This is a genomic window from Rhodococcus sp. 05-340-2, from assembly GCF_002258915.1.
Taxonomy (GTDB): Bacteria; Actinomycetota; Actinomycetes; order Mycobacteriales; family Mycobacteriaceae; genus Rhodococcoides.
The window spans coordinates 385,059-409,108 of record NZ_NOYU01000022.1 but is presented as its reverse complement, the minus strand read 5'-3'; the positions used below and the strand labels follow the sequence as shown (position 1 = coordinate 409,108).

18 protein-coding genes are annotated in these 24,050 nt (G+C 65.1%); 9 read left to right on the top strand and 9 right to left on the bottom strand.

Going from position 1 to position 24,050, the window contains the following annotated elements:
- Positions 1–4: 4 nt before the first annotated feature.
- Positions 5–1,573: a PucR family transcriptional regulator gene (locus CH271_RS12580; RefSeq protein WP_094633768.1), complete on the bottom strand. Its 1,569-nt coding sequence runs from the start codon at positions 1,571–1,573 to the stop codon at positions 5–7.
- Positions 1,574–1,795: 222 nt separating this feature from the next.
- Here CH271_RS12580 and CH271_RS12575 point away from each other — a divergent pair, with 222 nt between their 5' ends.
- Together CH271_RS12575 and CH271_RS12570 are read left to right on the top strand one after the other, a co-directional pair.
- Positions 1,796–2,608, top strand: a complete 813-nt coding sequence (locus tag CH271_RS12575) for an FAD binding domain-containing protein (protein ID WP_094633767.1) — start codon at positions 1,796–1,798, stop codon at positions 2,606–2,608.
- The gene (locus CH271_RS12570) at positions 2,605–5,319 is read left to right on the top strand and encodes a molybdopterin-dependent oxidoreductase (RefSeq protein WP_094633766.1); all 2,715 of its coding nucleotides are present in this window, start codon (positions 2,605–2,607) and stop codon (positions 5,317–5,319) included. Before CH271_RS12575 ends, CH271_RS12570 begins: the two co-directional genes overlap by 4 nt.
- Here CH271_RS12570 and CH271_RS12565 read toward each other — a convergent pair.
- The 3 genes from CH271_RS12565 to CH271_RS12555 form a co-directional block, all read right to left on the bottom strand.
- The gene (locus CH271_RS12565) at positions 5,291–5,728 is read right to left on the bottom strand and encodes an Lrp/AsnC family transcriptional regulator (RefSeq protein WP_032376860.1); all 438 of its coding nucleotides are present in this window, start codon (positions 5,726–5,728) and stop codon (positions 5,291–5,293) included. The two genes, CH271_RS12570 and CH271_RS12565, sit on opposite strands and share 29 nt — an antisense overlap.
- A 98-nt stretch (positions 5,729–5,826) precedes the next feature.
- Positions 5,827–6,537, bottom strand: coding sequence for a CPBP family intramembrane glutamic endopeptidase (locus tag CH271_RS12560; protein WP_037188095.1), 711 nt, complete (start codon positions 6,535–6,537; stop codon positions 5,827–5,829).
- Positions 6,537–7,721: an NAD(P)H-binding protein gene (locus CH271_RS12555; protein WP_094633765.1), complete on the bottom strand. Its 1,185-nt coding sequence runs from the start codon at positions 7,719–7,721 to the stop codon at positions 6,537–6,539. Before CH271_RS12555 ends, CH271_RS12560 begins: the two co-directional genes overlap by 1 nt.
- Positions 7,722–7,775: 54 nt before the next feature.
- Between CH271_RS12555 and CH271_RS12550 the strand changes: the two genes are divergently transcribed.
- Positions 7,776–8,381, top strand: coding sequence for a hypothetical protein (locus tag CH271_RS12550; RefSeq protein WP_037188097.1), 606 nt, complete (start codon positions 7,776–7,778; stop codon positions 8,379–8,381).
- A 3-nt stretch (positions 8,382–8,384) separates the two neighbouring features.
- Here CH271_RS12550 and CH271_RS12545 read toward each other — a convergent pair whose 3' ends face one another.
- The gene (locus CH271_RS12545) at positions 8,385–9,503 is read right to left on the bottom strand and encodes an acyl-CoA dehydrogenase family protein (protein WP_037188101.1); all 1,119 of its coding nucleotides are present in this window, start codon (positions 9,501–9,503) and stop codon (positions 8,385–8,387) included.
- 364 nt (positions 9,504–9,867) lie between these two features.
- Between CH271_RS12545 and CH271_RS12540 the strand changes: the two genes are divergently transcribed.
- Both CH271_RS12540 and CH271_RS12535 read left to right on the top strand, forming a co-directional pair.
- Positions 9,868–11,097 (top strand): aminotransferase class I/II-fold pyridoxal phosphate-dependent enzyme, encoded by a 1,230-nt coding sequence (locus tag CH271_RS12540; protein WP_094633764.1) that lies wholly within the window; start codon positions 9,868–9,870, stop codon positions 11,095–11,097.
- Positions 11,094–12,659 carry an NAD-dependent epimerase/dehydratase family protein gene (locus tag CH271_RS12535; protein ID WP_094633763.1) on the top strand — a complete coding sequence of 522 codons (1,566 nt, stop codon included), beginning with the start codon at positions 11,094–11,096 and terminating at the stop codon, positions 12,657–12,659. Before CH271_RS12540 ends, CH271_RS12535 begins: the two co-directional genes overlap by 4 nt.
- On the opposite strand, the gene CH271_RS12530 is transcribed toward CH271_RS12535, so the two are convergent.
- Positions 12,643–13,164: a J-domain-containing protein gene (locus CH271_RS12530; RefSeq protein ID WP_094633762.1), complete on the bottom strand. Its 522-nt coding sequence runs from the start codon at positions 13,162–13,164 to the stop codon at positions 12,643–12,645. The two genes, CH271_RS12535 and CH271_RS12530, sit on opposite strands and share 17 nt — an antisense overlap.
- A 187-nt stretch (positions 13,165–13,351) precedes the next feature.
- A complete protein-coding gene (locus CH271_RS12525) occupies positions 13,352–13,603 on the bottom strand; it encodes a hypothetical protein (RefSeq protein ID WP_037188110.1) in 252 nt (83 codons plus the stop codon).
- A 96-nt stretch (positions 13,604–13,699) separates the two neighbouring features.
- On the opposite strand from CH271_RS12525, the gene CH271_RS12520 reads away from it, so the two are divergent.
- The 4 genes from CH271_RS12520 to CH271_RS12505 all read left to right on the top strand — a co-directional run bounded on the left by CH271_RS12520 (position 13,700) and on the right by CH271_RS12505 (position 20,807).
- The gene (locus CH271_RS12520; protein ID WP_094633761.1) at positions 13,700–18,277 is read left to right on the top strand and encodes an ATP-dependent helicase; all 4,578 of its coding nucleotides are present in this window, start codon (positions 13,700–13,702) and stop codon (positions 18,275–18,277) included.
- A 44-nt stretch (positions 18,278–18,321) separates the two neighbouring features.
- Positions 18,322–19,095 (top strand): DNA-formamidopyrimidine glycosylase family protein, encoded by a 774-nt coding sequence (locus tag CH271_RS12515; protein WP_037188112.1) that lies wholly within the window; start codon positions 18,322–18,324, stop codon positions 19,093–19,095.
- A gap of 108 nt (positions 19,096–19,203) precedes the next feature.
- Complete coding sequence (locus tag CH271_RS12510; protein WP_094633760.1) at positions 19,204–19,554, top strand: YciI family protein; 351 nt, start codon at positions 19,204–19,206, stop codon at positions 19,552–19,554.
- On the top strand, positions 19,551–20,807 hold the full coding sequence (locus CH271_RS12505) for an RNA polymerase sigma factor (protein WP_094633759.1): 1,257 nt from the start codon (positions 19,551–19,553) through the stop codon (positions 20,805–20,807). Before CH271_RS12510 ends, CH271_RS12505 begins: the two co-directional genes overlap by 4 nt.
- A 148-nt stretch (positions 20,808–20,955) precedes the next feature.
- Here the strand turns inward: CH271_RS12505 and glpD are convergent, their stop codons facing one another.
- The gene (gene glpD, locus CH271_RS12500) at positions 20,956–22,686 is read right to left on the bottom strand and encodes a glycerol-3-phosphate dehydrogenase (RefSeq protein WP_094633758.1); all 1,731 of its coding nucleotides are present in this window, start codon (positions 22,684–22,686) and stop codon (positions 20,956–20,958) included.
- A gap of 103 nt (positions 22,687–22,789) precedes the next feature.
- Positions 22,790–24,007, bottom strand: a complete 1,218-nt coding sequence (locus CH271_RS12495; RefSeq protein WP_094633757.1) for an aminotransferase-like domain-containing protein — start codon at positions 24,005–24,007, stop codon at positions 22,790–22,792.
- Between the last annotated feature and the right edge of the window lie 43 nt (positions 24,008–24,050).

The window sequence follows — 24,050 nt, the reverse complement described above, 5'->3', positions numbered from 1 at the left end:
GATCCTATGCGGCCCCGGTGGCCGACGAACGCGGGATGGATTGAAGCGCGAGGTAGACATCGAGCCGGTCCGAGGTGGAACTCAGATCGCGGCCCAGCAATTCCTCGACGCGCTTGATTCGGTATCGCACGGTGTTGAGGTGGACGTGCAACGACTCGGCTGTTCGATTCCACGATCCACCGGTGGCCAGGAACTCGCGGAGGGTGTCCGTGAGTCCGGCGTCGGTGCGCCGGTCGTAGTCGAGCAGCGGAGCGAGAACGTGTTCGACGAAGGACCGACGGACGTCGTCCGGCAGAGCCGAGAGCATCGACACAGCCGATGTCAGTTGGGCCCCCGCGGTGACGGTCACCGGGCTGGACCCTTGCCTGCTGACTTCGAGTGCGTGACGGGCCGATCGCAGCGCGCCGTCGATGGTGATCCCGGTCGCTTCGGAACTGACCCCCACGAGCAGCCGGCTGTGCCCGATGCCGGAACCCAAACGAGTCAATCGGGTTCGCAGTGTCTGTGTGAAGTTGGGATCGTCGGTGTTCACGACAGCGACGATGTCCCCGTGCGTGCTGCACCCGACACAACCCCCACCGAAAGAGGTCAGTGTGTCGCTGAGAACAGTGCGCAGCATCTCGCGCAGGTCGATCCGTCCGCTGTGGACGACCCTGACGACGACCAGCGAGCGGTCCGGGTCGACTCCTGCCTGGCGCAGCCGCGTCAGGGCTTCGGGTCTGGTGCTGTCGGCTTCGATCAACGCCACTGCCTGGTCGGCGATTTCGCGTCGGACCAGCCGCCCCTCCTCGCGTCGAGCACGATCGAGCGCAGCGATGGCGGCGAGCTGGCCGAACGCATCGGCGATGGCGGGTGGGAACGTCGCCATGTCTCCGGCGACCGCGAGAAACCATCGCGTGGTCCGCTGCACGAGCGACGGCCCGATGCCGAAGATGCTGTACACGCCGCCGTCACTGAGAGTGGTTGTCGTGGGCAGTCTTTCGGAGGACAGCGCAGCGTGGGTCAGCGTGTCCACGTCGGCGTCGGAGAACGCCGAGACCTCGGCCACGAGCCGACGTCCGGTCGCCGTGAAGATCAGACACGCCATCCCGGTTTCCCTCGAGGTGTGCAGCGCCAACTCGTCGAGGGCTCTACCGTCCGCGATCGCGGTGAGCAGCTGGCGTTGCCGGACGAGCGAGGTGTTCAGCGAGGCGATGCGATCTCCGGTGACACGGCCGACGAGAAACTCGGTCACCTCACCGAACGAGACGGTGTCGGGTACCGCGAGCAGGGGTAGTCCGTGCCGCTCGCATGCGTCGACCAGGTCCGGTGGAATGTGACCGAGCAGCCCTTCACCGGCGGCCAGTGCCGAGGCCCCTGATTCGGTGACGGCCCGGACGAACACCTCGCTGTCTGCGGCCGTCCGATGCCACACGAGGCCGGTGATCACCAGTTCGCCACCCGCGATGTAGCGCGACGGGTCCGGCAGGTCGGTCGTGTACGTCCATCGCAGCGTGCGACCCAGGGCGTCCGGATCGGAGGTGAGCAATCGGATGCCGAGCTGCGTGGCGTCGAGCAAGTCCTTGACCTGCACTGTGCTGTTCCTCCCCCGGCCCCGGCCCTCGCTGAGCGTGCTCGAAACAGCTGAGCTCGTAGGAAGAAACAGTATGTGTGGGTTGTTTCCTCCGAGTTTCGGGCGTATCGCCGGACGACCGAAGATCGGTAACAGATACTCACTACAGTTCGAGATGACACATCGGGTGGTCGATCTGCCGGCGTGGTGGATCTGCCGGCGAGAACGAGGTGAACGAAGGCCATGGATCTCGGCACTGTCGACGACATTCTGCTTCCCGGCTCCCGCGCGGACCTTCCGCCCGGACGCGCGGACACCGCGGTCCTTGCCGGCGGTACCTGGCTGTTCTCGGAGAAGCAGGACCACTTGGCCACCCTCGTCGATGTCACTGCCCTGGGCTGGGAGCCGTTGACCGTCACCGAGACCGGGCTCGAGATCGCTGCGACCTGCACCATCGAGACTTTGGCGAACTACGCCTCTCCGTGGCCGGCCACCGCATTGTTTCCCCGCTGCGCAGCAGCGTTGTTGGCCTCGTTCAAGATCTGGAAGACCGCCACCGTCGGCGGCAACATCGCGCTGGCCCTGCCTGCCGGAGCGATGATCTCGTTGACCGCCGCCCTCGACGGTGTCGGGCAGGTGTGGTCGGGTGATGGGCCCGATCACGACTACCGCATCGCGATCGCTGATCTGGTCACGGGCCCGCACGCCAACGCACTTCGATCGGGAGACGTGCTGCGCAGCATCGATATTCCACTGCACGCGCTCCGGTCCAGAACGGCGATGCGCAAGCTCGCACTGTCACCGCTCGGGCGATCGGCCGCCGTGGTGATCGGGCGAGTCGACGACGGCGGCGAATTCGTTCTGACCGTCAGCGCGTCGACCGTCCGTCCGTTCGTTCTGCGCTTCCCGAGCCTGCCGACGGCGGGCGAACTCGACGACGCGCTCGCCGCCACCATCGGTCCCCAGCACTGGTACGACGACCCCCACGGGGCTCCGGACTGGCGCCGTCACATCAGTTGCACTGCAGCGCAGCAGATTCGCGAGGAGTTGTCATGATCGTAGACATCAACGGTGTACCGACCGATGTCACTCCGCGGCCCGGTCAGTGCCTGCGCACCATGCTCCGTGAACACGACCACTTCGAGGTGAAGAAAGGATGCGACGCGGGCGACTGCGGCGCATGCTCGGTGCTCGTCGACGGCGAACCGGTGCACTCGTGCATCTTTCCCGCGTTCCGTGCCGCCAACCGGTCCGTCACCACCGTCGCGGGGCTCGGTACACCGGACGACCTCCATCCGATGCAGAGGCGATTCGTCGACGCGGCCGGTTTCCAGTGCGGGTTCTGCACTGCCGGAATGGTCGTCACCGCCTCGACGCTGACCGAGGAAGATCTGGACGAGCTTCCCGAACGGCTCAAGGGAAACCTGTGTCGCTGCACCGGGTATCGCGCCGTGTCCGACGCCGTCTGCGGGGTGGTCAACACCGAGAAGTCCGTCGACGGCCCGGCGTGTGGACGATCCCTCGCGGCACCCGCCGGCACGCGCATCGTCACCGGAACCGAGCCCTACACACTCGACCACACCCCTCCCGGGTTGCTGCACGCCAGTGTTCTCGGAAGTCCACACGCGCATGCCCGGATCGTCTCCGTCGATACCACCGCAGCGGAGCAGGTACCGGGGGTGCACCTGATCCTGACTGCGAAAGACAGCCCGTCGACCGCCTTCTCGACGGCCCGCCACGACCGCCGCGTCGACGATCCGGACGACACCCACGTTCTCGACACCGTCGTGCGCTTCATCGGCCAGCGGGTGGCAATCGTGGTCGCAGAATCGGTTGCAGCGGCCGAGGAGGGGTGCCGCGCTCTTGTCGTCGAGTACGACGTGCTGCCCGCCGTATTCGATCCGGAATCCTCGCTCGCACCGGATGCGCCGAAGATCCACGGCGACAAGGACGCCACGGCTCGGATCACGGATCCGTCTCGCAATCTGGTGGCCGAGCTGCACGGCAGTACCGGGGACGTCGACGCTGCCGTTCGCAGCGCAGCGGCGGTGGTCACCGGCCGCTGGACCACTCAACGGATTCAGCACGTACACCTGGAAACCCACGGCACCATCGGCTGGTTGGACGAGACCGGAAAACTGAATCTGCGCACCAGCACTCAGGTTCCGTTTCTGGTCCGCGACGAGATCTGCGAGATCTTCGGTTTGGCACGCGACCGCGTCCGCGTGTTCACTGCGCGCGTCGGCGGCGGATTCGGCGGCAAGCAGGAGTTGCTCACCGAAGACGTGGTGGCTCTGGCGGTACTGCGTACCGGTCGACCGGTGCAGTTCGAGTTCACGCGCACGGACGAGTTCACCGTCGCACCGTGCCGCCATCCGTTCCGCGTCGACGTCACGGCCGCCGCGAGCGCCGACGGTACGCTGACCGCCCTGTCGATCGACGTTCTCACCGACGCTGGTGCCTATGGGAACCACAGTGCCGGTGTGATGTTCCACGGTTGCGGCGAATCGGTGGCGATCTACCGGTGCGCCAACAAGCGAGTCGACGCAAAAACCGTGTACACCAACAACATTCCGTCCGGAGCGTTCCGAGGCTACGGATTGGGACAGGTGATGTTCGCGATCGAATCGGCGATGGACGATCTGGCGCGAGAGATCGACGTCGACCCGTTCGAGTTCCGCAGACGCAACGTGATCGTCCCCGGCGACGACATCGTGGCCGCCCATCACGAAGAAGACGACCTGCAGTTCGGCAGTTACGGCCTCGATCAGTGCATCGACCTGGCGGAAGCCGCTCTGCGACGGGGCAACGGCGAGCACGCCCCGGCGGGCTGGAAGGTCGGCGAAGGAATGGCGGTGGCCATGATCGCGACCATTCCGCCGCGTGGTCACCGAGCCGAGACCTCGGTCGCACTGCTGCCCGAGGGTCGGTACGAGATACGCGTCGGGACTGCGGAATTCGGCAACGGAACCACCACCGTCCACACTCAGATCGCGGCGAGTGAACTCGGCACGTCCGTCGACCGCATCGAAGTCGATCAATCCGATACCGACTCGGTCACGTACGACACGGGTGCCTTCGGATCGGCGGGCACTGTGGTGGCAGGCAAGGCCCTGTATGCGGCGGTTCGCGCGATGTCGGCTCGCATTCTGGATCTGGCCGCCACCGCGACCGGACACCGAAATTCGGACTGCACACTCGGACCGGAGGGCGTGCGCTGCGGAGATCGCTTCGTCACCCTCGACGACATTCTGGCGATGGCGGGAGGCTCCCTCGTCACCGAGGGCAACAGTGGCGGGCTGCCGCGTTCGCTGGCGTTCAACGTGCACGCGTTCCGGGTGGCGGTCCAGGAGGACACCGGGACCGTGAAGATATTGCAGTCGGTACAGAGCGCCGACGCCGGAACCGTGATGAACCCGCAGCAGTGCCGTGGGCAGGTCGAGGGCGGCGTCGCCCAGGCGATCGGCAGCGCGCTGTACGAGGAGATCCGCACCGACGGTGCCGGTCTCGTCACCACCGATTCGATTCGTAGCTACCACGTTCCGCAGTTCGCGGACATACCTCGCACCGAAGTTCTGTTCGCCGACACCTACGACCGTCTGGGCCCGTTCGGTGCGAAGTCGATGAGCGAGTCTCCGTACAATCCCGTGGCACCGGCCCTGGCCAACGCCATTCGTGACGCCGTCGGCGCTCGACTGTACGACCTACCCATGTCGTCGGACCGGGTGTGGCGGGCGGTCAGCGGTCGTAGAACGTCTGCAGAATGATCGTGCTGCGCGTCTGCACGTTGGCGGTGGCGCGGATCTCCTGCAGCAAGCGCTCGAGCGCCCTCGGCGACTCGACCCGCACGAGCAGAACGTAGCTTTCCTCACCGGCAACCGAGTGGCACGACTCGATGGCCGACAGATGCTTCAACCGAGCGGGGGCATCGTCCGGTTGCGCCGGATCGATCGGAGTGATGGCCACGAACGCCGACAGCGGCCGGCCGAGGGCCTCCGGGTCGACCTGCGCCGTGTACCCACGGATGACACGTCGGGACTCCAGCCGCCGAACTCTGGATTGAACGGCCGAGACGGACAGGGAAGCTTTCTCCGCCAACGTCGCCAAAGTGGCGCGGCCATCGGAGACAAGCTCGTCGATGATCAAGCGATCGACGCGATCGAGATTTTCACTCACCTGCGCAATGTAGCCCAGATCCGAGACGAATCAGCGCCCACATCAGTTTCTGCTGGTCGAATCGGTGCTTGTGCCTCTTTCTGCTCGACCGGCAGAGATCACACGAAGAGCGGCGGTAGGGCGAGAACCATGACCGCCGACCAACTGACGTGCGTCAGGATCGGTGCCAATATTCCGCCGGACGCGCGCCGCTGCAGGCCCATCACGTAGCCCAGAAGCACTGCGGCGAAGCCGAGCATCGGGTTGCCCGACGCGAGGGTGGCGATCGCGTAGACGACCGTCGAGATGATCACCGGATGCTTGACGCCGATGGCCGAGTACAGCGCTCCTCGGAAGAAGATCTCCTCCGCCACGCCGTTGAGCAGCGCGATGAACACGATGAGCACCAGCGAACCCACCCGGGCGTGAGCCAATACGTTCTCGGTGAAATCGGCGAGCGGCGGAATCTGCCGCACCACGAGACCACCGAGCATGAACACCCCGCCGACGGCGAGACCGATCAGGATGGGCGTGACGATCGGTCGCCTGATCGATCCCCCGACCTGAATGCGTCCGAGATGCAGTGGGCCCGACAGGAATCCACCGACCGTCCACACTGCCGCCAATACCAGGGTCAGTGCGTAGAACGCCGGATCACCCGGCTCGACCTTGAGCGAGAAGTAGAGCACGGTGGCACCGATCACCAGTGTGATCAGCACGATGATCCGCCGCTTGCGGAACGCCGCGTCGGACTCCTTGTGATCGCGCTCGACCGGGTCGACCAGAGCGGACTTCATCACGTTGAGCGCGGTCGTGGACCACGTTCCCATCACGCCTCCTCGGTATCGGTCAGTCGGCGTACGGCCGACCTCGCGCGTCGATTCACGTCGGCCATCACGTCGAGATTGGTACGCACCGCTGCCGCAACGGGCTTCGAGTACAGCAATCGTCGCCCACCGAGAGCTTCGATCAAGCCCCAGGTGCGGTCCGAGGACGCCGCGACACCCCGACGTCTGATCCCCAGAGCGTCACCGCCGCTCCACGCCGCATCGGTGCTCGCGAGCCGAAGCGGATCCTTCAGCGCACACACACCGGGTGGGTCACCGACCATTCCCCGCACACTACGGGCCATGGCGTCGGCAATCGTGGTCAGACCTCGGGGAGGGTCGGGAACGAGCTCACGAATCCGGCTCTCCGACGTCGTCATCGTGTTGTGCAGCGACCCGACGAGATCCTCGGCGAGTCCGGCGGGAACCGGAATGATCTTTCCGATGACCTTGCCTGCGAGCGAGGTCGGCACCAGCGGCACCGGAACGCCGATGCGCTGGAGACCTGCAGCTTCGACGTACGCGAACACCAGATCTCGATACGGCACCACATCCGGCCCACCGATGTCGTAGGAACCCGCGGGAACTGCCTCGGCGTCGGCGGATGCCACCAGGTAGTGCAGCACGTCGTCGACGGCGATGGGCTGCACGGGCTCGGCGAGCCAACTGGGCAGCGGAAGCACCGGCAAGCGGTCGGCGAGATAGCGCAACATCTCGTACGACGTCGAACCTGCACCCAGAACGATGGCCGCTCTGAGCCAGACCAGCTCGACACCGTCCACCGTCAGAGCCTCGCCGACGTCCGCCCGGCTGGCGAGGTGCTCCGACAGCTGGTCGTCGTCGGGTACGAAACCGCCGAGGTAGACGATTCGGCGTACTCCCGCCCGCGCGGCCGCTGCGGCGAACTGCTCGGCGGAACGTCGGTCCTGCGCGCGGTAATCGGACTCGCCGATCGCGTGCACGAGGTAATAGGCCACATCGATGTCGCCGGATTCCGCGAACGCGGCAGCGCAGGACCGGTCGTCGGTCACATCGAGCGATACTGCGGTGACGGAGTCGAAGAAGTCGAAGGTCCGCAGGTTGTCCGGCGTTCGGGAGCCGACCACGACCTCGGCCTCGTCGGCCAACAGAGCTGCCACCAACCGCGACCCGATGTACCCGCTGGCACCGGTGACGAGAGCTCTCATGCTTCGAGGCTAACGGCACTCGAGGCGTTGTGTCGGTGTGGCATTGTCGCTCCTATGGCTCTGGTCTTGGCAGGTGTGGTTCTCCCCGATCCGCTCGGTACCGAAACGGTGCTCCGACGAGGAGTCGCGGTCGCTCGGGCCGGTGCGGGCTGGATGCTCACCACGACCGCTTTCGCGCTTACCCTGCCCGGCCGAATCGAAGCACTGTTGACGCGTATTGAGATGTTGATGACACGCATCGATCACGTGATCGACTCCGCCGACGCCGTGGTCGCCAGCGTGCAGCGGACAACCGGTGCCGCGGACGAGGTGGTAGCGTCGGCGTCGGTCGCCTCGCACACCGCGCTGGAGCTGATCGAATTGTTCGATCCCATCGCCAAGAAATCCGAACCCATGGCGCGAAAGTTCGTCGACAACCTCTCCGAGGAGGAAGTCGACGCCGCGATCGCCATGGTCGATCAACTGCCCGGGCTCCTCGATCACATGGAAGCGTTGCTTCCCATTCTCGCCACGCTCGACACGGTGTCCCCCGAGATTCACGAGCTTCTCGGAGTCACCAAGGACGTTCGACGCGCGGTCATCGGCATTCCAGGGTTCAAGTTCTTCCGCAATCGCGGCGAGGACAAGCTCAACGACGAGTTGCGAGACGAAGAGCGGTAGTCCCTACTTCACGAATGCGAACTCGTCTCCGGCGTGGAAGCGGGCCAGGGTCTCCGAGATGGACCGCCGTGACGGCGGATGAAATGCGAAGGCGTGCAATGCCGCTGCGACGTACGCGATTTCGGGAGACTTGATGAAGCCGATTCCGCCGAGCGATTCGATCGCAGCCGAACTGCTCCGCACCAGAGCGTCGCGAATTGCGATGCGGTTGAACAACAACCTCACCGAGATGTCCTGTCCGCGTTCGCCTTCGTCGAAGGCGCGAGCCACGTTCTCGATGGCCGCCATCGATGTCTCGAGTTCGGCCGCTGCGCGAACGTAGCCCTCGTGGTCGCCCTTGTCCTGCTCGATCATGCGTTCCAGCAGTGATGTCGCGGCACCGATGTAGTTCGCCGAGATCAACATGCCGAACCAGAGGTAACCGGTCATCTCGTGCACGCCATCGGGATCGTCGTCCTTGTTGGGTAGGACCAGGCTCGCGGGCACTTCGACGTCGTCGAGCACGACTTCCTCGCTTTGCGCGCCGGCCAGGATGTCGGTGGTCCAGAACGGCTTCACGCTGATACCGGGAAGGCTTGCCGGAATCAGAGCGACGGCGCGGTCGCCGGAGTCGATCTCGACACTGCAGGTCAGCAGATCCATCGAACGAGCCAGGCTGCAGGGCTTCTTGCTTCCGTTGACTATGTAGTTGTCACCCTTCTTCACGGCTGTCATCGTCGGAATGAACACACTGCCACCGGTGACGCCCTCGGAGAATCCGGACGCGACGATCGCCTTCTGCTCGACCAATCCCTTGATCAACGCGCGGTCGTCCTCGGTGGCACCGCGAGCGAACTCCGTCAGCGAGGCCAGCGAGAGATGGTGCATCGTGGTTCCCGCGCCCAGCGAGGGCGAGCGAGACCCGATGGCCCTCTGGGCCCGGACCGCGTCGATGGCCGGAGCGCCGAGACCGCCCAGTTCGGCCGGGACCACCAAACCGGTGCCGCCGAATTCTCGAAATTTGTCGACAGCGTTGGAATCGCGCGCTTCCAATTGTGCAAGCGGTGCCTCGTCCAGATATGCCAACAAACCCGGAATGTACTTTTCGAGAGTTTCTCTTTCGCGCACCATCAGGCCGGTCATAGCTAATCTCCTGTGTCATCGATTGTTACGGTTGTGCCATAGTTTGATCGCGACATAACGGTCACGGATACAAATTGGCGGATGAAGAAATGCAGAAGTCGAATTCGCGCTGATCGTCGACGATACCCCTCGACCTGCGGATACAAACACCCTTTTTCTGAGAATCGCCTGAGCCGAAAGATACTTCGATCACTTTTCGAGGAATTTTCCTGACAGCGCTTCCTGATTTGTTCGACCGAAACATTCGATGATTATTCTTCGCCCGTAAACCCATCGCGTTTGTCGACCGCGCCGAATGACTGATGAATTCGCGACAGATTGAAGACAAAACCAAATCCGACTCTGTGAGGAGTTCTGGTCGATAATGGCTGTCAACAGATTGATGAAAAGACTCGGCGGTGACGAGCGTGTGGACTTGCTGCGCGCCGTTCGGGAAGCAGACGTGGCTCCGTACTTTCGCAGGATGGAGTCCGCCGTGGCGCCGGTCGTCCGAGTCGAGGGCAAAGACAAGCTCATGCTCGGCTCCAACAATTACCTCGGGATCGCAGACCACCCCAAGGTCGTCGAGGGAGCCCAGCATGCGTTGGACACCTTCGGAAGCGCAGTGACCGGTAGCCGGCTGCTCAACGGAACGATGGATCTGCATCTCGAGCTGGAGAACGAAATTGCCCAGTGGCACGGAACCGACGACGCGCTGGTCTTCACCACCGGATATCAGACCAACCTCGGAACCATCAGTGCGATCGTCGGACCCGGCGACACCATCATCGTGGACTCGGCGGCACATGCATCCATTCGCGACGGCAGCACTCTCTCCGGCGCTTCGGTGGTCAAGTTCAAGCACAACGACATGGCCGATCTCGAAGCCAAACTTCAACAGCCCGTCGTCGACGACGGAGCCGTGCTGGTCATCGTCGACGGCCTCTATTCCATGGAGGGCGACCTTGCACCGCTCGATGTGGTGTCCGAGCTGTGTATCCGCTACCACTCGGCACTGATGGTCGACGAAGCACACAGCCTCGGCATCTACGGGCCGGAACTCACCGGAGCCGCCGAACTCTTCGGCATCACCAAGGACGTCGACGTCACGATGGCATCGCTGTCGAAGAGCCCCAGCTCCACCGGCGGGTTCGTCACCGGTTCGAGCGATTTGATCGACACCCTCCGAGTCAAGGCCCGCGCCTTCCTGTTCACGACCTCCGGCGTGCCTGCTGCAGTGGGTGCCGCGTTGGCATCCGTCCGTCTGATCCGAAGCGACGAGGGCAAGGATCGAGCTCGGCGCGTACTCGACAATGCCGAGATCCTTCGCGGCGGATTGCAATCGGCTGGGCTCGACGTGGCAGGCCGCTCCGCCACCCCGCACGGAGATACCGCCTCACCCATCGTCTCTCTCCACGTCGGCGACGATCTCGTAGCCATGAATCTGTGGAAGAACCTGTACGACCGTGGCATCTTCACCAGCGCCGCACTGCATCCCGCCGTGCCGAAGTTAGGTGCGATTCTTCGCCTGTGCGCGATGGCCACCCACACCGAACAGCAGCTGGCGACCGCCACGGAGCAGATCATCGAGGCCGTGGCAGGGCTGCCCGAATGAGTGAGCACACTCGTGGCCTGCGCATTGCGGTCACCGGGGCAACGAGCGATTTCGCGGCCGCGATACTACCGCGGTTGTTCGATGATCCCGAGGTGGATTCGGTAGTCGGCATCTCTCGTCGACCAGCTCGACTCGAACACCCCAAGTTCGCCTCGCTCCGGTCCGATATCAGGTCACCGGACCTCGAGGACATCTTCACCGGCTGCGACGTCGTCATGCATCTCGCGTTCGTGGTCGAGGAGCTCAAAGACAAGGCCGAGACTCACGACATCAACCTCCGCGGCTCACGCAACGTCATCGATTCGGCATATCGAGCGGGCGTGGCGCGAGTGGTGATCGCGTCGAGCATCAACGCATACGGTGCCGACATCGCTCCCGAGCCGCTCACCGAGAACAGTTATCCCGCAGGCGATCCCAACCGCTATTACTTCTACGACAAGGCCGAGGTGGAGCACTACGCGGAGTGGTGGCTCCGTAGGCACCCCGGCGAGATGACCATCTCCATGTTGCGGTGCACGTACATAATCGGACCCGACTTCGCCAACGACGGAATCGACCAGTTCACCGGGCCGATCGGTGCATTCCCGGAGGCGGATCGGGCGTCGTACCAATTCCTGTACCAGGACGACATGGCCGACGCCTTCCACCGCGCGGTCAAGACCGACCTGATCGGCCCGTACAACCTGGGTCCGGTGGACTGGGTCGGTGTGCGCGAACTCGCTGCGATGCAGGGCCAGTTGATGTTCGACGTACCGCAGAAGGCCGCAACCCGCGTCGCGAACGTCGCGTTCAGACTCGGCTTGACACCCTTCTCCGGGCAGTGGGTCACACCAGGGGAACCCATCGTCGATTCCTCTGCTCTCGGCCGAGCCACCGGCTGGGCACCGACGCTCACGGCACACGAGAGCGCGGCGGTGATGATTCTGCTGCAAGGCAAGTCGCTCGTGCGACGCGGCGACGCCCTGGCTCGCGGCATCGCCTGCGAGGCGGCGCTGCGCCCGGCATCGGAGGCCGTTGCGCTGAGCCGCGAGGATGTCGCAGCACTGCGGGTCGAACATCGGCAGCTCGACACCGGCCACGGAAGCGTGCACGTGGAGATCCATCGAGCATCCGTCGGATCCGGACAGTCGGTGGTACTCGTCGCCGACGCCGGTCTGCATGCGCGCTATCTCACGTCGTTGGCCTCGGACATCGCCGCCGGGGGTGCCCACACTGTGGTGCTCGATCTACCCGGGCACGGCTTGAGCACCGGTCCGCGCGGGCGATCGTCGGCAGCGCAGACCACCGAGGCCGTGGATGCAGCACTACGATTCGCTCGAATCGAACTCGATACCGCGCCGATCGCTGTACGTAGCGGAACCCGTCATGCGGCGGACACTCTGGTCGGCGGCATTCTCAGGCGGGCCACCGGCTGGAAGACGATGGAAGAACCGACCCGGCCCGACGCGCTGCTGCCGTCGAAGATCCGGGTCGACGGAACAGCCGGCATTCGGTTCGTGTCGACGGCCGCCGATGCGTTGGCCCAGTGCACAGCGACGACGGGGCTCAGCGTCGCCGGGTGAATGTCCGACGGACGCGCGTCCACCACGACGCTCCCGCTGTATCGAGTCCTGCAGTCGGGGGTTCGGCCGACCGGGAGCGATGCTCGCGCTCGAGTCGGTCCACCTCGGCTCGGTTGGTTCTCCAGCTCTCCATCCAGGTCTCGACGTCGACCGGTGCCAGCGGCACGACCGGAGGCGTCGGGAACCGGATCCAGTCGACGATGCGAGCGTTCAACTCGTCCAACACGTCTCGCGCCGAATCCTCACGCCGAATGCCGATCAGTGTCGACGGCAACCGCTCGATCTCCTTGCGCAACTGCAATGCGGTGGGCAGCAACGCATCGGCGGGCAGGTTCTCCCGTTTCAGGTAGCCACGCACCCACCACAGCTCGTCGCCGGGATCGCCGACCGGAATCGGCTTACCGGTGCCCTCGAGCCCCTCGAACGCACCGTTGTCCTGCGCCTCACGAATCTGCTTGTCCACCCAGGACTCGAACGTGACTCCTGGTTTCTTGCGTTCGGTCACCCCGTCGACTGTAGATCCGGAGCCGGGCTCCGCGCCACGTCTTCCGCACCGGAGCGTTCACCATCGGACGCCGAGCGCGGGATTCTGCCGGTTCTGCTCGATCGTGAACGGTCGGGTGCGGCCGGCGAACACGACGAAGCCCCGACCCGATACGCGGGCCGGGGCTGGTGTCATACAGCGGTGCTGGTCAGCCGTACTCGGCGACCAGGCGATCGAATTCTTCGCGGTCGATGACCTGGGGCTCGTTGATGGCCAGAGCCTGCGCGTACTTGCTCGCCAGGTGGTAGTCGCGACCGAGTGGTCCGTGCTCGGCATCGTCCTCGTCCGATTGGATGCTCGCACCCGGCGGCACCTCGTTCTGCAGGCCGTTGGTCTTGCTGCCGAGCAGAGCGTCGAGTTTCGCGGAAATCTTCTGCATGGTCTCTAGGTCGTCGGTCATGGAAGCGGTGTACCCGAAACGCTCGAATCGACACCGCCGCGCGATCGGGGAACTGCGTGAGGATTATCTGTCGGCGCCCGGGGGCATGATGATGGGATGGCCAGGCACAGTACGGGCACCGAGACAGCGAGCGAGCTGTCGGTGATGCAGAAGTTGTCGCGGCCGACCCGTGAATGGTTCACCGGCGCTTTTCCTGCTCCCACGTCCGCGCAGTTGGGCGCATGGTCGTCGATCTCGAGCGGCGCTCACACCCTCGTCGTTGCACCGACCGGATCGGGCAAGACCCTCTCGGCTTTTCTGTGGGCTCTGGACGAATTGGCGCAACTGGGCGCGGACAGCAAGCGCAAGACGAAGGTCCTCTACATCTCGCCGCTCAAAGCGCTGGCGGTCGATGTCGAACGCAACCTGCGCGCACCCCTGGTCGGTATCACTCAGACGGCCAAGCGACTCGGCCTCGATCCACCCGACATCTCGGTGGGCGTGCGCTCCGGTGACACCAGCGCGGCCGACCGTCGGAACATGATCAAGACTCCCCCGGACATCCTCATCACCACCCCGGAGTCGCTGTTCCTCATGCTCACCTCGGCAGCGCGAGACATTCTCGCCGAGGTCGACACCGTAATCGTCGACGAGGTACACGCCGTGGCCGGTACCAAGCGCGGCGCACACCTTGCGGTGTCACTCGAACGTCTCGACGGCATGCTGGACAAGCCTGCGCAGCGCATCGGCCTGTCTGCGACGGTTCGCCCGCACGAGGAGGTCGGCCGCTTCCTGGCCGGTGCTGCTCCCATCGAGATCGTCGCGCCGCCAGCTCCGAAAACGTTCGATCTGACGGTCCAGGTACCCGTCGAGGACATGACCGAACTGGGTGTCACCGATCCGAACGCCGATACCTCCGCCGCTCCCCCGGCGCAGGGCTCGATCTGGCCGCACGTCGAGGAGAAGATGGTCGATCTCATCCTCGAGCACAGTTCGTGCATCGTGTTCGCGAACTCGCGAAGGCTCGCCGAGCGACTCACGGCGCGGCTGAACGAGGTGTATGCCGAGCGAATCGGCGACGGCGTCGACACTCAACACAAGCCGCCGTCGCAGGTCGGTACTCCCAACGACGTGAACCACGGTGCCGATCCGTTGTTGGCCCGGGCCCACCACGGCAGCGTCAGCAAGGACCAACGCGCACTGATCGAGGACGACCTCAAGACCGGCAGGCTGCGCTGCGTCGTCGCCACCAGCAGCCTCGAACTCGGAATCGACATGGGCGCAGTCGATCTGGTCGTTCAGGTCGAGGCACCGCCGTCGGTGGCCAGCGGGCTCCAACGCGTCGGCCGCGCGGGGCACCAGGTCGGCGAGATCTCGAAGGGCGTGCTGTTCCCCAAACACCGCACCGACCTGATCCACTGTGCGGTCACCGTCGAACGCATGACGTCGGGCAAGATCGAGGCTCTTTTCGTACCCGCCAATCCCCTCGACGTGCTGGCTCAACAGACCGTCGCGGCGTGCGCACTCGAGCCCATCGACGCCGAGGACTGGTTCGATTCCGTCAGGCGCACAGGCAGTTTCGCCACACTGCCCCGATCCGCCTACGAGTCGACCCTGGATCTACTCTCGGGCCGCTACCCCTCGGACGAGTTCGCGGAACTACGGCCACGGCTCGTGTGGGACCGCGACGCAAACACCCTCACCGGCCGTCCCGGTTCGCAGCGGTTGGCGGTCACCTCAGGCGGAACCATCCCCGACCGTGGATTGTTCACCGTCTACATGGTCGGCGAAAAGCAGTCCAGGGTAGGCGAACTCGACGAAGAGATGGTCTACGAATCACGAGTGGGCGATGTCTTCGCGCTCGGTGCCACCAGCTGGCGCATCGAGGAGATCACCCACGACCGAGTGTTGGTCAGTCCGGCGTATGGCCAACCGGGCAGGCTCCCGTTCTGGCACGGCGACGGCCTGGGCCGGCCGGCCGAACTGGGCCAGGCTCTGGGAGAGTTCCTGCGAAGCACCACCGATCGCAGCAACTTGGCCGAGCGGCTGAGCTCCGACGGTCTCGACGCCAATGCCGTCAACAATCTGATTGCGTTGCTCGACGAGCAACTCGAGGCGACGGGTCAACTGCCCACCGACAAGACGATGATCGTCGAGCGGTTTCGCGACGAACTGGGCGACTGGCGGCTGGTGCTGCACTCGACCTACGGCCAGCAGGTACACGCGCCGTGGGCACTCGCGGTGGGCGCGAGACTGATCGAGCGCTACGGCATCGATGCCGCCCCCACGGCCTCCGACGACGGCATCATCGTCCGACTCCCCGATACCGACGATCAGCCACCCGGCGCGGAGCTGTTCGTGTTCGAGCGCGACGAGATTGCCGACATCGTCACCGAACAGGTCGGCGGATCGGCATTGTTCGCGTCCAGATTTCGCGAATGTGCCGCTCGCGCACTTCTTCTGCCCCGCCGCAACCCGGGCAAGCGGGCACCGCTGTGGCAACAACGGCAGCGTTCGGCGCAGCTGCTCGACGTGGCACGCAAGTACCCGACGTTCCCGATCCTGCTCGAAACCGTCCGCGAATGCCTCCAGGACGTCTACGACCTCCCCGCCCTCGAAGACATCCTGGCCCGCATCGGTCGGCGCCAGATCAGAATCGTCGACGTCGAGACACCATCGCCGTCCCCGTTCGCCAATTCGCTGCTGTTCAACTACGTCGGCGCATTCATGTACGAGGGCGACAGCCCGTTGGCCGAACGCCGAGCCGCTGCACTGTCACTGGACTCCGCGCTGCTGGCCGAGTTGCTCGGACGCGTCGAACTGCGAGAGCTACTCGACGACAGCGTCATCACCACCACCGAACTCGAACTGCAGCGCCTCCCCGAGGACCGCCACGCCAAGGACATCGAAGGCGTCGCGGACCTGCTGCGGCTGCTCGGTCCGCTGACCGTCGAGGAAGTCGGCCTTCGAACCGACGGCGACGAGTACCCGCAGTGGCTCGCCGAGCTCGCCGATGCCAAGCGGGCGATGGAGGTCTCGTTCGCCGGCAAGAACTGGTGGACGGCGATCGAGGACGCCGCTCGGCTGCGCGACGCATTGGGCGTCCCTCTTCCCATCGGAACTCCGGCTGCCTTCATCGAACCCGTCGACGACCCGCTGGTCGACCTGATCAGCAGGTACGCCCGGACCCACGGACCGTTCACCCTCGACGACGCGGCAGCGCGCTTCGGGGTCGGTACCGCTGTGGTACGCGACGTTCTGCGCAGACTCGCCGTCGACAAGCGCGTCGTCGAGGGCGAATTCCGGCCCGGTGCCACAGGCAGCGAATGGTGCGAGGCCGAGGTCCTCCGGCGTTTGCGGCGGCGGTCGCTCGCTGCGGCCCGGCAGGAAGTCGAACCCGTCTCCACCGCCACCCTCGGCCGCTTCCTGCCGGCGTGGCAGCACGTGGACAGCCGACGCCTGAGCGGAATCGACGGCGTCGCGACCGTCATCGAACAGCTTGCCGGCGTTCCTGTTCCGGCATCGGCCTGGGAATCTCTCGTGCTCTCGTCGCGGGTGACGGACTACAGCCCGGCGATGCTCGACGAGCTCACCTCCACCGGCGAGGTGTTGTGGGCGGGGCACGGCGCGATCTCGTCGAAGGACGGCTGGGTGAGCCTGCACATGGCCGATACCGCTCCGCTGACTCTCGTGGCCGCGGCCGAATCCGACCTGTCGGAGTTGCAGATTCGCATTCAGGACGCTGTCGCGGGCGGCGGCGCGTACTTCTTCCGCCAACTCTCCGACACCGTCGGCAGTACCGACGACACCGCACTGCAGGCTGCTCTGTGGGAGCTGGTGTGGGCGGGCCGTCTGAGCAACGACACGTTCGCCCCGCTGCGCGCCCTGTTGAACTCCACGACCACCCGCTCGGCCCCGAGTCACCGAGCACCACGTCGCACACCGCGGTTGCGCTCGTACCGGCAGTTCGAGCGCCCCGCTCTTCCGACTCGCACCGGTCCACCGACTGCGGGTGGACGGTGGTCGAGGTTGCCCGAGCTCGAGCCCGACCTGACCGTCCGCGCCCATGCGACCGCCGACGTGCTGCTCGAACGCTACGGCGTGGTGACCCGCGGTTCGGTGATGAACGAGGGCGTGCCCGGCGGATTCGCCACGATGTACAAGGTGCTCACCGGATTCGAGGATTCCGGTCGCTGCCGTCGCGGCTACTTCGTCGATTCCCTCGGTGGGGCGCAGTTCTCCACCTCCGACGTGGTGGACCGGTTGCGCAGCTACGACGAACCGAAGAAGAACGCCACCGCCGTCGTGCTCGCGTCCTGCGATCCGGCCAACCCCTACGGCGGAGCACTGCCCTGGCCGAAAGCCGGCAGCGGCGAGGCCGGGGTCGGGGAGAAGCCGGACGAGACGACGAAGCATCGGCCGGGTCGCAAGGCCGGTGCACTGGTCGTCCTCGTCCGCGGCGAATTGACGATGTTCGTCGAACGCGGCGGGAAGTCGGTGCTGACGTTCGGTGAGAACACCGACGACATCGGCGCTGCAGCAACCGCATTGGCGGCCACCGTTCGACGCGGCGGTGTCGACAAGCTACTCGTCGAGCGGATCAACGGCCACGACATTCACGGCACCGACTTCGCCAAGACCTTGACCGAAGCAGGTTTCTCGGCCACACCACGCGGCCTTCGCCTGCGTCGCTGAATTGCCCACGACCCGTACGAACACCAGAGAGGACACCGACAGCGATGCCCGAGGGCGATACCGTCTGGCGCGCCGCCAACACCCTGCGCGCAGCACTCGAGGGCAGGCAGCTCACCACCTGCGACATTCGCGTACCCCGTTACGCCACAGTCGACTTCACCGGAGAGACCGTCGATTCCGTCGCCTCACGCGGTAAGCATCTGCTGATTCGAGTCGGCGGCCACGTCATTCATTCGCATCTGAAGATGGAGGGCACCTGGCACGTCTATGCACCCGGTGCGAGGTGGCGTCGCCCGGCCTTCCAGGCGCGGATCATCTTGAACACCGCCGACGCGCAGGCGATCGGTTTCGAGCTCGGAGTCCTCGACATCGTCGAGGACGAGGACGAGGTCGTCGGCTATCTCGGACCGGATCTGCTGGGTCCCGACTGGGACCCGAAAGCCGCCCTGACCAATCTGGAGTCGGATCCGGCTCGTCCCGTCGGACTCGCTCTACTCGATCAGCGCAACATCGCCGGGCTCGGCAACGTCTATCGAAACGAGATCTGCTTTCTCCGTGGCATCGACCCGCGCACGCCGGTCGCCGAAGCCGGTGACCTGAAGAAGACGATCGACCTGTCCTATCGATTGATCATGGCCAACAAGGATCGCAACCAACGCGTCACTACCGGGGATCGGCGCCCGGGCCGACACTTCTGGGTGTACGGGCGCGAGAACAAGCCGTGCCGACGATGCGGAACCACCATCGAATTCGGGCTCATCGGTGACAACCCACTCGAGGAACGGCAGATCTACCACTGCCCGCACTGTCAGAACTGAGATCTGGCGAGATCGTCCGGTCCATGGTGTCCTTTTCGACGAACCCTGTTCGTCCTTCGTGTGTAGGTCGACGAACGGCGCCGACCACGACGATTCGAAGGAGCCTTCATGACCACGTACGCAGCCATCGTCTACACCCACGACGCCGACTGGACCTCGCCCGAAGTTGCGGACGAGATGGCCGAATACGGTGCATTCAGTGCCGCGGCAGGATCCGCGATCACCGGCGGAGCGGTCCTCCACCCCACCTCGACCGCCACCACGGTGCGCGTGTCGGGAGGGAAGGGAGGTGACGTCCTGGCAACGGACGGTCCCTTCGCCGAGGCCACAGAGGTGCTTGCGGGGTTCTTCCTCCTCGAGGCGCAGGACCTCGACGCCGCGATCGCACTGGCCGCACAGATCCCAGCGGCGTGGAACGGAGCGATCGAAGTCCGGCCGGTCATTCCGATGACTCGATGAAAACGCCGGCCGAGCACCTGTCGGCCGTGGTCCGTGACGAGGGTCGCCGGGTCCTGGCGACCCTCGTTCGCACTACCGGCAGTTTTGCCGTCGCCGAGGACGCAGTCTCCGAGGCTGTGGTGACCGCACTTGCTCACTGGCCCAGATCGGGTGTGCCCGACAATCCGCGTGCCTGGCTCACGACCGTGGCTCGCAACAAGGCGCTCGACATCATCAGACGAGAGGCCGGGCGCTCCGCGAAGGAACGAGAGGCGTCCGATCTCGCCCTGCTGAATCGGAATTGGAGCGAGGGTGATGAGTCCGCGATCGCCGACGATCTGTTGCGGTTGGTCTTCACCTGCTGCCACCCGGCGCTCTCCGTCGAGGCGCAGGTGGCGCTGAGTCTGCGCACCCTCTGCGGGCTGGCCACTGCCGATGTTGCTCATCTGATGCTCGTGCCGGAGGCAACCATGGCCAAACGGCTCACACGCGCGAAGAAGAAGATCGCCGCAGCCAACATTGCGTACCGAGTACCGGAGTCGGCGGAGCTACCGCAACGACTCGACGCGGTGGCCACCACGGTGTATCTGATGTTCACCGCCGGCCATCACGGCGGCGACACGCTGGTGCGTCCTCGACTGTGTGACGAGGCAATTCGGTTGGCCCGCTTGCTGATCGACCTCATGCCGGACGAGCCGTCACTTCAGGGGCTACTGGCCCTCATGCTGTTCACCGACTCGCGCCGGGCGACCAGGACCGACCAATCGGGCGGCCTAATCAGGCTGGAGGATCAGGACAGATCTCGATGGGATCGAGAGGCGATCGAGGAGGGTGCTCGATCGATGAACAGTGCACTGCGTCGCAGCGACTCTCGGCACAGTCGGTACACCATCCAGGCAGCCATCGCAGCATGTCACGCCGGCGCAGCGACGTACGCCGACACCGATTGGTCGCGGATCGTCATGTTGTACGACGCGCTCGTGGTTGTGGAGAACACACCGATCGTGGCACTCAACCGTGGTGTCGCCGTGGGAGAAAGCCAGGGGCCTGCCGCCGGGCTCGATGCACTCGACGCGATCGATTCTCTCAGCGGCCACTACCTGTGGCATGCCTGTCGAGCTGTGATGCTCGATCGCCTGGACCGCGCGGAGGAGGCCAGAAGTGCACGAACGACTGCGCTCGCTCTCGCCCCGTCGCCGGCCGAGAGGGCGTTCCTCCGATCGCAACTCGCGTCGTCTTCCCACCCTGCTCGGCGACGACACGAAGAACTCTGAAAGCTCCCTGTCAGGTGCGACCAAGGCTGTTCACAGCTTCGCCGATCACCATGGATCGCATGCTGACACTTGCGATGTTCACCCTGCTGATCATGGCCGTTTCCGGCGCGATGGCGGCGCGCGCACCCCGGACGCTGGTTCGATTGCGCTAGATCGTGCGAACGGGTTCGAGTATTTCCTGGCGAGCCTCGGGAGCGACGACTCGTAGGGCGTCCGCCGATGCGTCGTCGGGCTGACGCTGCGACTCGATCTCGGCCTCCACTCGGGCGCGGTACGTCTCGACCTCACGGTCGACCGTGGCCTCGTCCCAACCCAGGACCGGTGCGATCAACGCCGCAACCTGACCCGCGCAGTTCATTCCGCGATGCGAGTACTCGATCGAGATTCGGGTGCGACGCGAGAGCACGTCCTCCAGATGCAGTGCGCCTTCCGCTGCCGCGGCGTACACCACCTCCACCTGAAGGTATGCCGGCGCATCGGTGAGTGGTTGCAGCAGTTCGGGTTTGCCGTCCGCCATCGCCAACACCTCGTCGATCAGCGAGCCGTATCGGTCCAGCAGGTGCGTCACCCGATGTGGATGCAAGTTGTACATTTCGCCCAGATGCGGTGCCTGATTGACCAGGGCGAAGTAACCGTCGGCACCGACGAGGGGCACCTTCTCGGTGATCGAGGACGCCGCTCGCACCGGGATGTCCTCGGCCGCCAGATCGACTGCGTCCTCGGCCATCACGCGGTAGGTCGTGTACTTGCCGCCCGCGATCGCAACGAGTCCGGGTGCAACCCGGGCAACCGCGTGTTCCCGGGACAGCTTGGAGGTTTCGTCGCTCTCACCGGCGAGCAATGGCCGCAAGCCCGCGTAGACACCGTCGATGTCCTCGTGGGTGAGTGGCGTGACGAGCACCGAGTTGACCTCGCCCAGGATGTAGTCGATGTCGGCTTTGGTCGCGGCCGGGTGTGCCAGATCGAGGTTCCAGTCGGTGTCGGTGGTACCGATGATCCAGTGCGCACCCCACGGAATGATGAACAGCACCGACTTCTCGGTGCGCAGAATGATCGCGGCCTCGCTGACGATTCGATCGCGCGGCACCACGATGTGCACGCCCTTCGAGGCGCGTACCCGGAACCGTCCGCGCATGTTGGACAGCGACTGGATCTCGTCGGTCCACACGCCGGTGGCATTGATCACCACGTGTGCACGCACCTCGGTGGTGGCACCGGTCTCCGAATCACGCACGCGCACACCGGATACCCGGTCGGCCTCACGCAGGAAACCGACGACCTGCGTGGAGGTTCGCACCACTGCGCCGTAGTGAGCGGCCGTCCTGGCGACGGTCATGGTGTGCCGGGCGTCGTCCACGACCGTGTCGTAGTACCGAATCCCGCCGATCAACGACTTGCGTTTGATACCGGGCGACATACGCAGCGCACCGGATCGAGTCAGGTGCTTCTGCTGCGGCACCGATTTGGCCCCACCCATACGGTCGTACAGAAAGATACCCGCGGCGATGTACGGACGCTCCCACAACCGATGTGTGAGCGGGAAGAGGAACTTCAGCGGCTTGACCAAGTGCGGTGCGAGCGTGGACAGGGAGAGTTCACGTTCGTGCAGGGCCTCACGGACCAGCCCGAACTCGAGCTGCTCGAGGTATCGAAGCCCGCCGTGGAACATCTTGGACGAGCGAGACGACGTTCCCGACGCGTAATCTCGCGCCTCGACCAGGGCCACCTTCAGTCCCCGCGTCGCCGCGTCGAGTGCGGCTCCGGAGCCGACGACGCCACCGCCGATCACCACCACGTCGAACTGCTCGGTTCCGAGCTGGTCCCACGCCTCCACCCGCTGGTCGGGTCCGAGGAACTTCGTATTCGATCGGTTGCTCATCTCGAACGCTCCCTCTCCATCGAAAATCCCCGCATTGCTTGCACGTCAGGCTACCGCCCCAGGTCCTTCGAGCGCAGAACCTGCCGTGGTGGAGGCACTCGGGTCAGGTCGCTCGGGTCGACGCCGAGTGCGCGGCACCCAATCGCCGCACTGCTTCTGCCAGCACGGTCGGGGTCGATCCGGCGAAACTCAACCGGAGCGAGTGCCGGTACTGCGCACCCGAAGCGAACGCCGTGCCCGGCACGAAGGCAACTCCGTGTTCGAGAGCCGCGTCGAGCAACTCGCCGGTGTCGGTTCCGTCCAGGAAGGTGGCCCAGGCGAACATCCCACCCGCAGGGCGCGAGACGCTGAGGCGATCACCGAACTCGGCGACGAGAGCAGAAGTCAATGCCGTTGCACGGCAAGCGTACTCACCCCGCAGAACGGCCAGATGCGCATCGAGCCACGGGGTGTCGGCGAGCATCTCCGCTGCCATCGACTGCGTCATCGAGGATCCACACAGATCTGCGCCCTGCTTGAGCAGCTCCACCGCCCCACAGACGCTGGGCGGGGCGACGAACCAGCCGACACGAAGCGTCGGAGCCAGGATCTTCGACGCACTCGAGAGTCGAATGACGCGGTCGCTGTGACACGCGATCGGTGGCGGAGCGCCGACTCCGAATTCCGTTGTGTCGAAATATATCTCACCGTACGGGTCGTCCTCGATCACCCAGAATCCGTAGCGATCCGCGAGCGCCGCGAGGTGGCGTCGACGCTGCTCGCTCATCGTGACTCCGCGAGGATTGTGAAAGTTGGCGACGGTATGGACCACCACGGGACGCAGCCCCGCCGTCAGTCTGCGTTCGAGTTCGTCGGTATCCATTCCGGTATCGGCGATGGGGATGGACTCGATACTCGCCTCGGCGATCGAGAAGACCTGCAGCGCACCGGTATACGCGGGTTCGTCGACCACGACGACAGCACCCGGGTCGATCAGGGCCTGCGCGAGCAACGTCAGGGCCTGTTGCGAACCGTGTGTCACGATGACGGACTCAAGCGGAACTGGCGCTCCCCCGCGCACGAGCGATTCCCTGGCCGCAATGACGCCACGCAGAGTGCGGTGGCCGGATGTCTCGCAGTACTGCACTGCGTCGGGGCGGCGAAGCACAGCCTCCGCTGCTGCGGCGATGCGGTCGACCGGGATCAGGTCGGTGGCCGGTAGACCACCGGCCAGGCTGATCACATCGTCGCGTGCAGTGAGAGCGAGAAGATCACGGATGGCCGAGCTGGTGAGTGAATCGGTACGCCTGGCCAGGCCGGCGGAACGGTACGTAGTGGACATGAGAGGAACTCCGGGGCAGCAGGAATGGGAGAACGGCCCGCGG